Below are 15,728 nucleotides of genomic sequence, written 5' to 3' on the forward strand. Positions count from 1 at the left end.
TAAATAGGAGGATAAAGAGTTATGGCACTGAATGGTATTCAGATCTTTAAATTAACACCAAAGAAAAACTGTAAGGAATGTGGATGCCCTACATGTATGGCTTTCTCCATGAAAGTTGCACAGGGCGCTATGAAAATTGAGCAGTGTCCTCATATGTCTGAGGATGCATTAGCATCTCTTTCAGAGGCAACTGCACCGCCAATGAAAACAATCAAGATCGGAACAGGCGACGGAGAATTCTCACTTGGCGGAGAGACTGTTCTTTTCAGACATGAGAAGACATTTGTAAGCAAAACAAGATATGCCGTATCACTTTGCACATGCATGAGTGATGAGGAAGTAGAAGCAAAACTTGCACAGATCCCGCAGGTTGATTATGACCGTATCGGTGAGAGAATGCATGTTGAGCTTGTATATGTAAACTGCGATGAGAATGCAGATGCAGCGAAATTCACAGCACTTGTAGAGAAGGCAAAGGGCCTTGGAAGAACTCTGATCCTTGGATGTACAGATCCAGAGATCGCAAAAGCTGCTCTTGAAGTATGTAAAGACGGCAAACCGGTTCTTAACGGAGCTAATGCTTCCAACTATGAGGCAATGAACAAAGTTGCTACAGATGCAGGCGTAGTTCTTGGTGTATCCGGTAAGGACATCAACGAATTATATGATACTACAGCAGCAATCGAGAAACTTGGAAACAAGAATCTCGTACTTGATACAACAGGAGCTGACGTAAAAGAGACTTTTGCAAACACTGTACAGGTTCGTCGCGCAGCTCTTAAGAATCAGGACAGAACATTTGGATATCCTTCCATCGTTAACGTTGTTAAACTTGCGAAGGGTGACTATCATTTACAGGCAGCACTTGCTTCCCTGTTTACTATGAAATATGGTTCCATCATTGTTATGGAGCAGATGACATATGCAGAGGCACTTCCGCTGTTCGGTCTTCGTCAGAACGTATTTACAGACCCGCAGAAACCAATGAAGGTAGAGCCTGGCATCTATCCTCTGAACGGAGCAGACGAGAATTCTCTCGTTGTAACAACAGTAGACTTTGCTCTTACATATTTCGTAGTATCCGGCGAGCTGGAGCGTTCCGGTGTTCCGCTTAACCTAGTAATCAACGATGCCGGCGGACTTTCCGTTCTGACATCCTGGGCAGCAGGTAAATTCTCCGGAAACAGCATCTCCGAGTACATCAAAGAGAATGTTGAGCCGAAGGTAAAATGCAGAAGACTGGTTATTCCTGGTAAAGTAGCTGTTCTTAAGGGCGACCTTGAGGCTAAGCTTCCTGGATGGGAGATCATCGTAGGACCAAGAGAAGCAGTACAGCTTGTGAAATTCTTAAAAGACCTGGATGCATAATCCTTAAGGTTTAAGAAATCAGCTGCTCAGCAATGCCGCTGACAGTTATGAGAGGCTGTGCAGGCTTTCTGCACAGCCATATCCTACTAATATGTAAAGGAGAACACGAGTATGGCAAAATTCGTAACAATTGGAGAGAGACTTTCAACAACAGCACCGGCAGTAAACAAAGCGTTTACAGAGAGAGATCCTGAGCCGATCATCAAAAGAGCAAAACAGCAGCTTGATGCAGGCGCTACATATCTTGATGTAAACATCGGACCGGCTGAGAACGATGGCGAGGATCTTATGAAATGGGCAGTACAGCTCCTTCAGTCTGAGTTTGACAATGTTCCGCTTGCTCTGGATACCACAAACCAGAAAGCAATCGAGGCTGGTATTTCTGTATACAACAGAAGCAAGGGAAAACCGATCGTAAACTCTGCAGATGCTGGCGACAGAATCTCCAACATCGACCTTGCAGCAGCTAACGATGCGATCTGTATCGCACTTTGCTCTTCCGGTATGGTTGCAGCAGATAATGACGAGCGTATGATGCACTGCCAGAACATGCTTGAGAGAGGTCTTGGCCTTGGTATGGAAGCAGAGGATCTCTGGTTCGATCCGCTTTTCCTTGTTGTAAAGGGAATGCAGGACAAACAGATGGAAGTTCTTGAGGCAATCAAGATGTTCTCCGAGATGGGACTGAACTCCACAGGTGGTCTTTCCAACAACAGTAATGGTATGCCAAAACATATCCGTCCGATCATGGACTCTGCTCTTGTAGCTATGGCTATGATGAATGGTCTTACATCTGCAATCGTTAACCCGAATGACCTTCGTCTTATGGAAACAATCAAATCCTGTGACGTATTCAAGGGTAACACACTTTACGCAGATTCTTACCTTGAGATCTAATTTGGCGTGTGAACAAAACAGGAGCGCTATTTCAGAGGCTGGGGGCTTCGGCCTTCAGCCTCTTTTTTACTAATATAGTTTAGTCTAACTCCCAGCGCCACAGGTGGAAGACAAAAACATTCACGAGGCGAGAAAGGTGGTTACTGAATGTTTAAAGTAACGTTTGCTTTTGAAAATGGCAGTACGGTAGAAGCATTTGCCAATGCGGGGGATAATTTACTGGAGGTTGCTCGTGGTGCCAATGTGGCTATCGATGCACCATGTTCCGGAAACGGAGCCTGTGGAAAATGTCGGGTACAGTTAAAAGGCGGAGAACTGGACTCAAAGAAAACTCTTCATATTTCTGATGAAGAATACAATGCTGGCTGGCGTCTGGCCTGCATGAGCAAGATCACGGCTGATGTAGAAGTTCTTGTTCCGGACATTGCGTCCGCATATAAGAGCCGGATGAAGGTCGCCGACTTAAGTTCAAAAGAAGAAATTGCTATTTTTGAAAAAGCCAAGCATGAAGTAGAATCAGCTGGCATAGAACTTACAAACAGTCTTGATGTTATAGAAGTACACATGGAGGAACCATCTCTGGATGATACCATGCCGGATAATGAGAGACTGACACGGGCACTGCGGAAATATATGAATCTCAAACATATCAGAATTCCCTATTCCGTGCTGAAAAAACTTCCGGATGTACTTCGAAACAGTAAATTTTCAGTGAAATGTGTGGTTCGTACAACACCGAACGACATGTTTGTATACGATATTTTTGACAGTAAAGAAGATGTTGTGATCGGTGGTCTTGCCGTAGATATCGGTACCACAACAGTTTCTGCAGCTCTGATCAATATGGAAAGCGGAGAGATCCTGGCCAAAAGCTCTTCCGGAAACGGACAGATCCGTTTTGGTGCGGATGTTATCAACCGTATTATTGAATCTCAGAAACCTGGGGGAAAAAAGAAGCTTCAGGATGCAGTGATCAAAGAGACCATCAATCCGATGATCCACGAGATGTGCAGAAGCATTCACTTCCCGGAACAGCAGATCTACCGGATGTGTGTTGCTTCCAATACAACCATGAATCATCTGTTTGCAGGAATTAATGCGGATCCCCTTCGTATGGAACCGTATATTCCGGCATTTTTCAAAACAAATTCTCTGTTTGCGTCAGATGTGGGAATTGAGATCAACCCTGACGCACATATTATCATGGCGCCGAATATCGGAAGCTATGTAGGTGGAGATATCACTGCAGGTACACTGGTAAGTATGATCTGGAACAGACCGGAGTTCTCTCTGTTTATTGACCTTGGTACTAACGGAGAGCTGGTATTCGGTAATTCCGATTTCATGATGAGCTGTGCATGTTCCGCTGGTCCTGCCTTTGAGGGTGGAGACATCAGCTGCGGTATGCGTGCCACTGATGGTGCCATTGAGGCATGTACCATTGATAAAGAGACCATGGAGCCGACATACAAGGTTGTAGGGGATCCTGGAACCAAGCCGGTAGGACTTTGTGGTTCCGGTATCATTGATGTGATCAGTGAACTCTTTATGACAGGAATCATCAATCCGAAGGGTAAATTCGTCCGCGAGGGCAAGAGAGTCCGTCACGATCACTATGGCATGGGAAGCTATGTGATCGCATTTGAAGAGGAAGCCGGTTCTGTTAAGGATGTGGAGATCACAGAAGTTGATATTGACAACTTTATCCGTGCCAAAGGTGCTATTTTCTCGGCCATCCGTACCATGCTGAATTCTCTTGATTTTGACGTTTCCATGATTGACGATGTATATGTTGCCGGTGGAATCGGAAGTGGAATCAATATGGCAAATGCGGTGCATATCGGAATGTTCCCGGATATTCCTCTTGAGAAATTCCACTATATTGGTAACTCTTCTCTTACAGGTGCTTATCTGATGCTTCATTCCACACCGGCAGAGAAAAAGACATACGAACTTGCATCCAATATGACTTATCTGGAGCTTTCTACAGTTCCGACTTATATGGACGAGTTTGTAGGTGCATGCTTTATTCCGCATACGGATACACATCTGTTTCCGTCTGTTATGGAAGAACAGCAGAAGAGATAATACAGACTAAAATGGCAGAGGTAAAACATGGCTTTTAGTATAAATGACCTGAATTATGAAAAAGACAGCAAGGAAAGGATGCCCTGGGAACATTATACAGAAGAGTTCCAGAAAGCAGACCCGGCAGAGATTGCCGGGAGGCTTTCTATTCCCTATGATGAAGAGACAAAACAGCTGACTCTGAAATTTCTGGGAACGGTGTATCATATTTCCTGGCCGGATTTTCAGGTAACTCATGAGAAAGATGATATGGGATTTTATCCGTTGGAAGAAATGATCTATGCGAAGATCCTTACCATACGTTTCCTGCTGAATGGAAATAATTCCCAGGGAAGCGGAAGATTTAAGACCTACAGGGAAATGCCCTGGGGGGAGGTATATCTCCGTCAGTTTGATGGCAGATGTATCAAGCGTCTGGCCTTTACCTATGGAAACAGACTGAAGGATTTTAAGGGGATCATGGAGCACATCCATGCAGCTCCTGTAGATCATGGCGATATTGCCTATCAGGTGGAGATATTCCCCGGATATCTGATCCAGATGATCCTGTGGGAGGGTGATGAGGAATTTCCACCTTCTTCACAGATATTGTTTTCCGATAATTTTCCGGTTTCCTTTGCAGCTGAGGACATGGCTGTGATGGGAGACGTTATCATCGGATCTCTGAAGGCGTTTTTGAAATGTCTTTAAAAAAGTTAAGAACAGGATGGGACCTGTTTTTATAGAAATGCAGTTTTAAGGGATTAAAAACTGTAAAAATACCTAAAGGGAGGTAACATTATGGGATTTAAAAGTGACATCGAAATTGCACAGGAGTGCGAAATGCTTCCAATCACACAGATTGCAGAGAAGGCAGGTATTGATGACAAATATCTGGAGCAGTACGGAAAGTACAAAGCAAAAATTGATTACAATCTGTTAAAAGAGAGTGACAAGAAAGATGGTAAGCTGATCCTCGTAACAGCTATCAACCCGACACCAGCAGGAGAGGGAAAAACAACAACAACCGTTGGTCTTGCAGATGCAATGCAGAAAATGGGCAAAAAAGTAATGGTAGCTCTTCGTGAGCCATCCCTCGGACCAGTATTCGGTGTGAAAGGTGGTGCAGCAGGCGGCGGTTATGCACAGGTAGTTCCGATGGAGGATATCAACCTTCACTTTACCGGTGACTTCCATGCGATCGGTGCGGCAAACAACCTTCTTGCAGCAATGATCGACAACCATATCTTCCAGGGCAATGAGCTGAACATCGACCCGAGAAAGATCACATGGAGACGTTGCGTGGACATGAATGACCGTCAGCTTCGTAATGTAGTAGATGGTCTTGGCGGAAGAACAAACGGTATGCCTCGTGAAGACGGATACGACATCACAGTTGCATCAGAGATCATGGCAGTTCTTTGCCTCGCAAGTGACATCAAAGACCTGAAAGAGAGACTTTCCAGAATTATCATCGGATATACCTATGGTAAAGTTTCCGAGCAGAAACCGGTAACAGCTGGTGATCTTCATGCAGAGGGTGCTATGACAGCACTTCTGAAAGATGCCCTGAAACCAAACCTTGTACAGACACTGGAGCATGTTCCGGCAATCGTTCACGGCGGACCATTCGCAAACATCGCTCATGGATGTAACTCCGTAACAGCTACCAAGATGGCTATGAAACTTGCAGATTATGCTATCACAGAGGCTGGATTCGGTGCAGACCTTGGTGCTGAGAAATTCCTTGACATCAAGTGCCGTATGGCAGGCCTTCATCCAAGCGCAGTTGTTATCGTAGCTACTGTTCGTGCACTGAAATACAACGGTGGTGTTCCGAAGGCAGATCTGAACAACGAGAACCTTGAGGCTCTTGAGAAAGGTCTTCCAAATCTTCTGAAACATGTAAGCAATATCAAGAATGTATACAAACTTCCATGTGTAGTTGCTATCAATGCATTCCCGACCGATACCAAGGCAGAGCTTGACCTGGTTGAGGCAAAATGTAAAGAGCTTGGCGTTAACGTTGCACTTTCCGAGGTATGGGCAAAAGGCGGCGAAGGCGGCATGAAGCTTGCTGAGGAAGTGATCCGTCTTGTTGAGGAGCCGAATGACTTCACATATGCTTATGAGCTTGAGGGATCTATCGAGGATAAACTGAATAACATCGTACAGAAAGTTTACGGTGGTAAGAAAGTTGTTCTTACAGCAAATGCTCAGAAACAGGCAAAACAGCTGGAAGCTCTTGGATTTGGCAACTGCCCGATCTGTGTAGCTAAGACACAGTACAGTCTGACAGATGATCAGACAAAACTTGGCGCACCGACAGACTTTGAGGTAACAGTACGTAACCTGAAGATTTCCGCAGGTGCAGGATTTATCGTTGCCCTGACAGGTGAGATCATGACTATGCCAGGTCTCCCGAAAGTTCCGGCAGCAACCAAGATCGATGTAGATGAGACAGGTAAGATCACAGGCCTCTTCTAATCGGAACATAAGATCAAAAACTACCGGAGGGGGCTTTTTATAAAAGCCCCCAATGGGCTCTAAAGAGTGCTAAAATAAGAATATAAGGAGGAGAGTCCTATGGGATTTTCTACCAGTACATGTACTGAATTTGTTGAGGTATTAAGCTCCAAGGCACCGGTTCCTGGCGGCGGCGGCGCTTCTGCTCTTGTAGGTGCGGTTGGTACAGCTCTTGGAAACATGGTTGGAAGCCTTACTGTTGGCAAGAAAAAATATGCAGATGTTGAGGACGAGATGTGGGAGCTGAAAAAGAAATGTGATCAGCTTCAGAAAGATTTCCTTCATCTGATCGAGAGAGACGCAGAAGTATTTGAGCCTCTTTCCAAAGCTTACGGAATGCCAAGAGAGACAGAGGAAGAAAAAGCAGAGAAAGCCCGCGTTATGGAGGCTGCTCTGAAAGAAGCCTGCTCTGTTCCGATGGAGATCATGGAGAAATGCTGTGAGGCCATTGAACTTATCGTTGAGTTCGGTGCAAAAGGTTCCAAGCTTGCGATCAGTGATGCTGGCGTAGGTGCTGCATTCTGCAAAGCTGCTCTTAAGGGAGCAAGCCTGAATGTATACATCAATACAAAGTCTATGGCAGATCGTGCGTATGCAGAGGAATTAAACAAAAAAGCAGACGCTATGCTTGAGAAATATACAAAGATCGCAGACGAGACATTTGACAGTGTTCTCGGAAGACTGAAATAGGAGGAACCAGACAAATGGCAAAGCAGTTATTAGGTAAAGAAGTAACAGCAGCTCTTAACGAGAAGATCAAAGCTAACGTTGCAGAGCTTCAGGCAAAAGGTGTAAATCCTACACTTTGCATTATCCGTGTTGGTGAGAATCCAAGCGATATTTCCTATGAGAGAGGAGCAACCAAACGTTGCGAGACTCTTGGGGTTGCATGTGAGAAGATTCTTCTTCCGGAGGACGTTTCCCAGGATGAGCTTCTTGCAACTATCGATAAAGTAAACAAAGATGACAAGATCCACGGCGTTCTTCTGTTCCGTCCGCTTCCGAAACATCTGGATCAGGCAGTGATCGAGAATGCTCTTGCAGCAGAAAAAGACGTTGACTGTATGACAGATCTTTCCATGTCCGGTGTATTCACAGGCAAAAAGATCGGATTCCCGCCATGTACACCACAGGCATGCATGGAGATCCTGGATCATTACGGAATCGACTGCACAGGCAAAAAAGCTGTTGTGATCGGAAGAAGCCTTGTAGTTGGTAAACCAGCTGCAATGATGCTTGTTAAGAAAAATGCGACAGTTACCATCTGCCACACAAGAACCGTTGATATGCCATCCGTTGCAAAAGAGGCTGATATTGTTATCGTTGCAGCTGGCCGTGCTGGTGTTGTTGGGGCTGACTATGTCAGAGAGGGACAGACAATCATCGATGTTGGTATCAATGTAAACGCTGAGGGTAAACTTTGCGGTGATGTTGATTATGCGGCAGTTGAGCCGATCGTTGATGCGATTACACCGGTTCCTGGCGGAGTTGGAAGTGTTACAACTTCTGTTCTTGTAGGTCATGTAGTTGAAGCTGCAATGAGAAAAGCGCAGTAATAGCAGTAATAAAGGATTGATTATTTATATATGTACAGATTCCGAAATTGTTTTTGTTTACGGATGATGGTGCTTGCAGGCGTTCTGGTGTTCGGAACGCCTGCAGGTGTTTTGGCAGAGGATGTGGATCATTCCATGGAAGGGCAGATTTCGAAGCCGCAGTCATCCGGAGAGAGTGATACAGATAGTTTTGTGGATGATTCCACAGATAATACTTATGGATATTATACGATCATGGGGTGTACCACAGTGGATGTGGAGGATATGGTGGCGCAGTATGAGGCGCAGAATGTGGAGTATCCTTCGGATGTCCTGACAGAGGGTGGTGCACCGGATATTGATACGTTTTGCACGATTGTGATAGAGGAAGCGGATGCAGAGGGTGTCCGTGGGGAAGTTGTTTATGAGCAGGCCATGCTTGAGACCGGATGGCTCCAGTTTGGCGGGGATGCCAGCGCGGGGCAGTTTAATTTTTCCGGGCTTGGAACTACAGGTGGAGGCGTTGCCGGAAATTCTTTTCCGGATGTAAGGACCGGGATCCGGGCGCAGGTGCAGCATCTGAAGGCTTATGCCTCATCAGAGGATCTGAACCAGGCCTGTGTGGATAACCGCTTTCAATATGTTGCCCGGGAGAGTGCTCCTTATGTGGAATGGCTGGGGATTCAGGAGAATCCTTATGGAGGTGGCTGGGCTGCCGGGAGGAGTTATGGATATAAGCTTCGGAGCCTTCTGGCGGGTCTGAAAGGTGAGGAGTATGCCTGGCCGGAGAGCACGGAGACGGTGGAGAGGTAGTGGTGGCGGTGAACGGGACGGCCCGGAAGGGAGTGAGGTTCTGTCCGCGGCCGGGCTTCGTCGGTGGCTGGTTCTAAGGCGCCGGGATTCTGCTAAAACCATTTTCCAAAAGCCAGAACTCGCGGCTTTTGCCGCTCAGACAGCTGACTTTTGAAAAATAACGCAGAAGTCCCGCCGCCTAAGATCCAGCACACCTCCTGCAGAGTCGTCCGCAGACAGAACCTCACTCCCTTCCGGGCCTGTGTGTTGGCCGTGGTAGGCTGTCTGGCTATACGGTAGGATGTGGATGAGGGACGGAGGCGGGCTTTGCCCTGTCCTGGTTGATAAAAATGGAGATGTAACCTTGAGGTTTAATTAAGGTTGCATCTCCGTTTTTGGTTTCGTATAAAATATTTCTGGGAATTATCTGGAAAAATATTTCGATATATTAGTTCAGTTCCAGGTTTTCAAGTTCCTGTGAGGGAAGCTTGGGTTCTGAGGTGTCTACGTATTTTTTGAGGGCTTTGGAGGTTTTGGCGAAGCCGGCGTTGGTTCCGGCGCCGCCGATGCAGCCTCCTGGGCAGGCCATGCCTTCGATCATGCAGTTTTTGATTTTGCCGGCTTTGGCGAGGGTGAGGACTTTTTTGCATTCGGCAAGGCTTTCTGCGTGTTCGATGTGTACGGGTACATCGGGGTAGTATTCTTTCAGGCAGTTTTCGATGGCTCCGGCTACGCCGCCTGCGATGGCGTATCCTCTTCCTGCTGCGGTTGCGGCCTGGGTTTCTTCCGGGAGTTCTTCGCAGGTGGATGGGGTGATATTTTTGGCATCAAAGAGACCCCAGAGTTCTTCGAAGGTGATTACGAAGTCTACGTCACTTCTCACGGAATGGCGCATAGCTTCCAGTTTTTTGGAGGCGCATGGTCCGATGAAGACTACTTTGGCGTTAGGGTGTTCTTTTTTTACAATGCGGGCGGTTGCTACCATCGGGGTCAGCTCCTGGGAGATGTTGTCGATCATGGCCGGGAAGTATTTCTTTGCCATGACGGACCAGGACGGGCAGCAGGAGGTGAGGAGGAACGGAAGATTGCCAGTGGCTACTTCTTTTGCGTAGTGGTGTGCCTCAGAGATGCAGCCGATGTCTGCGCCCAGTGCTACCTCATAAATGTTTGAGAAGCCCAGCTGTTTAAGGGCGGAGCGGAATTTGCCCGGGGTGACGTCTTCGCCGAACTGGTTGATGTAGGCGGGAGCGATTTCTGCAATGATCTCGGTTCCTTCGCGAAGGGCGTGGGACAGCTGGAAAATCTGGGATTTGTCGGAGATGGCTCCGAATGGGCAGCTGACCATGCACATGCCACAGGATACGCATTTGTCCTGATTGATGGATGCGCGTCCCTGTTCGTCGCTTTCGATGGCTTTTACGCCGCAGGCGCGTTCGCAGGGGCGTTCTTTGTGGGCGATGGCGTCGTAGGGACAGACGGATTTGCATCTTCCGCAGTGGATGCATTTATCCTGGTCGATAAAGGATTTGCCGTCTACCATGGAGATGGCGCCTTTGGGGCAGGTGAGCATACAGGGATGTGCGACGCAGCCGCGGCACATGTTGCTGACTTCGTATTTGTTGGATTCGCATGCGGAACATGCAGATGGGATTACCTGCATAAGAGGTGGTTCGTAATATTTCTCGTCAATGTTGCTGGCTTTTACTCCGTCGGTCAGATGGACGGAACGGTTCTCCGGACGGAGAGAAAGGCCCATGGCCAGGCGGACACGTTCGCTTGCAACAGCTCTTTCGCGGTAGATACTTTCACGGTATTTCGCACGTTCTTCTACGATGTTGTAGGGAATGGATTCAATATCGTGGATCAGGGATTCGTCCGTGGATTCAAATCCGATCTTCGCAATTTCTGTAAAAATCTTTCTTCGGATCTGTTTAACTGGTGTGTCGAGATTTCGCATAGAGTTTCTCCTTTTCAAAATAAGATTAATAAAATGTTTTCCACGCACTTTTCTTTCATATTAAAGTAAATGAGAAATAAAATCAATAACAGGAAATGTTTTTTACCGGGAACATAAAGTAAATTTGTTCCTTTATTATCATAACTGTTAAAAATTGAACATTTTTTGGAGAAAATAGACACAAAACCAGTAAGCCATTGTAAACTTTTCAATATATTCTGAAAAAACCGAAAAAAGCACTTGTGGAAAATGACGATATAAGTTATAATTAAAAGCACAAAAATAGTGCAAAATAATGGTTTGCATAAACGCGCGGCACTGACAAAGTGTTAGAGTATCAACCTGTAATGGGAGCAGGCTGATCAAGTGGAAAATCTATGAGAAACAAGGAGGGAACCGAATGTTAGACCAGACGTATTACAAGAAAACGGATGAGATCATCGAGCACTACGGTCGGAAAGCTGCATCACTGATTCCGATCATGCAGGATATCCAGGCTGAGTATCGTTATCTCCCGGGAGAGCTTCTTACTTATGTTGCGGAACAGATTGGTGTAAAAGAAGCGAAGGCGTACAGCGTAGCCACTTTCTATGAGAACTTTTCCTTTGAACCGAAAGGCAAGTACATTATTAAGGTATGTGATGGTACTGCCTGTCATGTACGTAAGTCCATGCCTGTTAAGGAAGCCATGCTGAAAGAGCTTGGACTGACCCATAAGAAACATACAACGGATGATATGCTTTTTACAGTTGAGACTGTTTCCTGTCTGGGTGCATGTGGACTGGCACCGACACTGACTGTAAATGATGAAGTTCACCCGAAAATGACTCCTGAGAAGGCTGTTGAGCTTTTAAATGAATTGAGAGGTGAGAGCGTATGAGTATAACCAGTATGGAAGATCTGAAAAACAAACAGGCTGAGGTTAAGAAGAATCTTGATGGCTATACCTGCCGTGTTCTCGTCTGTTCCGGTACCGGATGTATCGCTTCCGGTGCTCAGAAGATTTACGAAGAAATGTCAAGACTCTGTGAAGGTATCGAGGGTGTTGCGGTTGAGATGCAGAAGGATGTTCCTCATGTAGGTATCGTTAAGACCGGATGCCAGGGATTATGTGAACTTGGACCTCTTATGAGAATTGAGCCATATGATTATCAGTATGTTCATGTTCAGGTAGATGACTGCCGCGAGATCGTAGAGAAAACCGTGATCTGCGGACTGCCGGTTGACCGTCTGTTCTATCGTCATAATGATGAGGCCTGTCCACATCCAAGCGATATTCCGTTCCTGAACCAGCAGACAAGGATCGTTCTTGAGAACTGTGGTAAGATCGATGCAGAGTCTATTGATGAATATATTTCCGTAGGTGGATTTTCCGCTATGGCGAAGGCTTTCTTTGAGATGACCCCGCAGGGCGTTATTGATGAGATCACAAAATCCGGTCTCCGTGGCCGTGGTGGTGCAGGTTTCCCTGCTGGCAAGAAATGGTCACAGGTAGCACGCCAGCCGGAGAAAGTACGCTATGTAGTATGTAATGGTGATGAGGGTGACCCGGGAGCTTTCATGGATGGTTCCGTAATGGAAGGTGATCCTTACAAGATGATCGAGGGTATGGTGATCGCCGCTTATGCAGTAGGCGCAGAAGACGGTTACATTTATGTACGTGCCGAGTATCCTCTTTCTGTACAGAGACTTCGAATGGCCATTGAGCAGGCAGAGTCTTATGGCCTTCTTGGTGATAATATCCTTGGTTCCGGTATTAATTTTCACTTACATATCAACCGTGGTGCCGGAGCGTTCGTATGTGGTGAAGGTTCTGCCCTGACTGCATCCATCGAGGGTAACAGAGGCATGCCTCGAGTAAAACCTCCGAGAACTGTTGAGCAGGGTCTGTGGGGCAAACCTACGGTTCTTAATAACGTAGAGACTTATGCCAACGTACCGAAGATCATCCTTCAGGGTGCTGACTGGTTCCACACCATCGGTACAGAGGGAAGCCCTGGAACCAAGACCTTCTCACTTACCGGTTCCATTGAGAACACCGGTCTTATCGAGGTTCCAATGGGAACAAGCCTCCGTCATATCATTTATGATATCGGTGGTGGCCTTAAGAGTGGTGCTGCATTTAAGGGTGTACAGATCGGCGGTCCTTCCGGCGGATGTCTGATCGATGATCAGATCGATCATCCTCTTGATTTTGATTCTGTTAAAAAACTGGATGCCATCATGGGCTCCGGCGGACTTGTTGTTATGGATGAGAATACCTGTATGGTAGAGGTTGCACGTTTCTTCATGAGCTTTACACAGCGTGAGAGCTGCGGTAAATGTGTTCCTTGCCGTGAGGGTACCAAACGTATGCTTGAGATCCTGGAGAAGATCGTTGCAGGTAAAGGTGAGCTTTCCGATCTGGATGAGCTGGAAGAACTTGCAAACATGGTTCAGAGTATGGCTCTGTGCGGTCTTGGTAAGAGTGCGCCGCTTCCGGTCATCAGTACTCTGAAGCGTTTCCGTGACGAATATGTAGAGCATATCGTAGATAAGAAATGCCGCGCGAAGGTCTGCACGGCGCTCCGTCAATTCCATATCAATCCTGAGTTCTGTATCGGCTGTGGCAAGTGTGCGAAGAACTGTCCGGCAGGTGCGATTTCAGGAAAGATCAAGCATCCACATGTAATCAACAACGACGTATGTATCAAATGCGGTTCCTGTAAGGATAACTGTAACTTTGATGCGGTTTATGTGGAAGCATAGAAGGGAGGATATCTTATGGGTACAATGACAATTGACGGAAGAAAAGTAGAATTTACCGACGAAAAAAATGTCCTGACAGTCATCAGGAATGCCGGTATCAATATCCCCACACTGTGCTACCATTCAGAGCTTTCCACATTTGGAGCCTGTCGTCTCTGCACAGTTGAGGATGACAGAGGCAGGACTTTTGCATCCTGTTCCGAGCAGCCGAGAGATGGAATGGTGATCTATACCAACTCCGGCCGTATCAAGAAATATCGTAAACTGATCGTAGAGCTTCTGCTTGCAGCACATTGCCGTGACTGTACAACCTGTGTAAAGAGCGGTGAATGTATTCTTCAGGAGCTGGCACACCGCCTTGGTGTACGTAACATCCGTTTTGAAAATACGAGAGAGCAGCATGAGATCGATGAAAGCTCACCGTCCATTATCCGTGATCCGAATAAATGTATCCTCTGCGGTAACTGTGTACGTGCCTGTGAGGAACTTCAGGGAATCGGAGCTCTTGGTTTTGCGTTCCGTGGAACTGAGGCTATGGTCATGCCTGCATTTAACAAGAAGATCACAGAAACACAGTGTGTAAACTGTGGACAGTGTCGTGTTTACTGCCCGACAGGAGCTATTTCCATCCGTACACATATGGACGAGGTATGGGATGCTCTGGCTGATAAGGATACCCGTGTGGTTGCACAGATCGCGCCGGCAGTCCGTGTTGCAGTTGGTGATCATTATGGCCTTGCCAAAGGCAGAAGTGTAATGGGCAAGATCGTAAATGCTCTTCATAAGATGGGCTTTGATGAAGTCTATGATACAACCTTCAGTGCTGACCTTACCATTATGGAAGAGACCAAGGAGTTCTTAAACAGAGTGGAAAAAGGCGAGAACCTTCCACTCCTGACTTCCTGCTGTCCGGCATGGGTGAAATTTATCACCGATCAGTATAAGGAATACGTTCCAAATATCTCCACCTGCCGTTCCCCACAGGGAATGATGTCTGCAGTTATCAAGGAATACTTCCGTGATCCGGAGCATGCAGCAGGCAAGAAAACAGTTATGGTTTCCATTATGCCATGTACAGCCAAGAAGGCAGAGGCGATCCGGCCAAATAGCTTTACAGAAGGCGAGCAGGATACCGATATCGTTATCACAACCACAGAGCTTCTCCGCATGATCGACAACTTTGGTCTTGATTTTGCAACACTGGATCCGGAAGCATGTGATATGCCATTTGGATTTGGTTCCGGCGGTGGTGTTATCTTTGGTGTTACCGGTGGTGTTACCGAGGCCGTTCTTCGAAGACTGAGTCCGGATCACAGCAAGGAAGCCATGCATGAGATCGCAGAGTGCGGTGTCCGTGGTGAAGAGGGAATCAAGGAATTTACCGTTCCGTATAAGGGCATGGATATCAATGTATGCGTAGCCAGCGGCCTTGCAAATGCAAGAACCGTTATGGAACGTGTAAAGAACGGCGAAGCAAACTATCACCTGATCGAGGTTATGGCATGCCGCCGTGGATGTATTATGGGTGGCGGTCAGCCGACCAGATCCGGTGACAGGACCAAGGCAGCAAGAGCAAGAGGCCTTTACAATGCGGACAACACCATGATCATCAAGAAATCTGATGAGAACCCGCTGGTTCTGGAGCTTTATGAGGGACTCCTCAAAGGCAAAGAGCATCATCTGCTTCACAATGAGTTCTATATCAAAGACTGATGTAAGAAATATAAAGAGCTGCTGTTCCCGGTGAACAGCAGCATATAAGAAGCCTCCCGGGCATATACTGTGGTATGCGGGAACTGGTCTTTTAACCAAATCAACTGCGGAGCAGTTATTTGGTT

Annotated in this window: 12 protein-coding genes; 11 read left to right on the forward strand and 1 reads right to left on the reverse strand. The window is 46.7% G+C overall.

Annotation, left to right across the window (positions count from 1 at the left end; all coding sequences use genetic code 11):
* Positions 1-21 precede the first annotated feature (21 nt).
* The 8 genes from acsC to G5B12_RS07695 all read left to right on the forward strand — a co-directional run bounded on the left by acsC (position 22) and on the right by G5B12_RS07695 (position 9,206).
* Positions 22-1,368 carry an acetyl-CoA decarbonylase/synthase complex subunit gamma gene (gene acsC, locus G5B12_RS07660; protein WP_118062498.1) on the forward strand — a complete coding sequence of 449 codons (1,347 nt, stop codon included), beginning with the start codon at positions 22-24 and terminating at the stop codon, positions 1,366-1,368.
* Positions 1,369-1,479: 111 nt separating this feature from the next.
* Entirely contained in the window at positions 1,480-2,265 is a 786-nt protein-coding gene (acsE, locus tag G5B12_RS07665) for a carbon monoxide dehydrogenase/acetyl-CoA synthase methytransferase subunit (protein WP_118062497.1), read from the forward strand.
* Positions 2,266-2,412: 147 nt separating this feature from the next.
* Complete coding sequence (acsV, locus tag G5B12_RS07670) at positions 2,413-4,353, forward strand: corrinoid activation/regeneration protein AcsV (RefSeq protein ID WP_174088006.1); 1,941 nt, start codon at positions 2,413-2,415, stop codon at positions 4,351-4,353.
* Positions 4,354-4,380: 27 nt separating this feature from the next.
* Positions 4,381-5,043 (forward strand): DUF3786 domain-containing protein, encoded by a 663-nt coding sequence (locus tag G5B12_RS07675; RefSeq protein WP_118062495.1) that lies wholly within the window; start codon positions 4,381-4,383, stop codon positions 5,041-5,043.
* A 90-nt stretch (positions 5,044-5,133) separates the two neighbouring features.
* The gene (locus tag G5B12_RS07680; protein WP_174088007.1) at positions 5,134-6,819 is read left to right on the forward strand and encodes a formate--tetrahydrofolate ligase; all 1,686 of its coding nucleotides are present in this window, start codon (positions 5,134-5,136) and stop codon (positions 6,817-6,819) included.
* 99 nt (positions 6,820-6,918) lie between these two features.
* The gene (locus G5B12_RS07685; RefSeq protein ID WP_021977714.1) at positions 6,919-7,548 is read left to right on the forward strand and encodes a cyclodeaminase/cyclohydrolase family protein; all 630 of its coding nucleotides are present in this window, start codon (positions 6,919-6,921) and stop codon (positions 7,546-7,548) included.
* A gap of 14 nt (positions 7,549-7,562) precedes the next feature.
* Positions 7,563-8,414, forward strand: coding sequence for a bifunctional 5,10-methylenetetrahydrofolate dehydrogenase/5,10-methenyltetrahydrofolate cyclohydrolase (locus G5B12_RS07690; RefSeq protein WP_118062494.1), 852 nt, complete (start codon positions 7,563-7,565; stop codon positions 8,412-8,414).
* 30 nt (positions 8,415-8,444) lie between these two features.
* Complete coding sequence (locus tag G5B12_RS07695) at positions 8,445-9,206, forward strand: glucosaminidase domain-containing protein (RefSeq protein WP_330426543.1); 762 nt, start codon at positions 8,445-8,447, stop codon at positions 9,204-9,206.
* 427 nt (positions 9,207-9,633) lie between these two features.
* On the opposite strand, the gene G5B12_RS07700 is transcribed toward G5B12_RS07695, so the two are convergent.
* The gene (locus G5B12_RS07700) at positions 9,634-11,142 is read right to left on the reverse strand and encodes a 4Fe-4S dicluster domain-containing protein (protein WP_021977711.1); all 1,509 of its coding nucleotides are present in this window, start codon (positions 11,140-11,142) and stop codon (positions 9,634-9,636) included.
* 400 nt (positions 11,143-11,542) lie between these two features.
* Between G5B12_RS07700 and G5B12_RS07705 the strand changes: the two genes are divergently transcribed.
* The 3 genes from G5B12_RS07705 to G5B12_RS07715 are packed head-to-tail and all read left to right on the forward strand — an operon-like array spanning position 11,543 to position 15,603.
* Positions 11,543-12,022 carry a complex I 24 kDa subunit family protein gene (locus G5B12_RS07705; protein ID WP_021977710.1) on the forward strand — a complete coding sequence of 160 codons (480 nt, stop codon included), beginning with the start codon at positions 11,543-11,545 and terminating at the stop codon, positions 12,020-12,022.
* Entirely contained in the window at positions 12,019-13,890 is a 1,872-nt protein-coding gene (locus G5B12_RS07710) for an NADH-quinone oxidoreductase subunit NuoF (RefSeq protein ID WP_021977709.1), read from the forward strand. Before G5B12_RS07705 ends, G5B12_RS07710 begins: the two co-directional genes overlap by 4 nt.
* 15 nt (positions 13,891-13,905) lie before the next feature.
* Positions 13,906-15,603, forward strand: coding sequence for a [FeFe] hydrogenase, group A (locus G5B12_RS07715; protein ID WP_118062491.1), 1,698 nt, complete (start codon positions 13,906-13,908; stop codon positions 15,601-15,603).
* Positions 15,604-15,728: the final 125 nt, after the last annotated feature.

This window comes from Blautia sp. MSK.20.85 (assembly GCF_013317245.1).
Classification (GTDB): Bacteria; Bacillota; Clostridia; order Lachnospirales; family Lachnospiraceae; genus Blautia_A.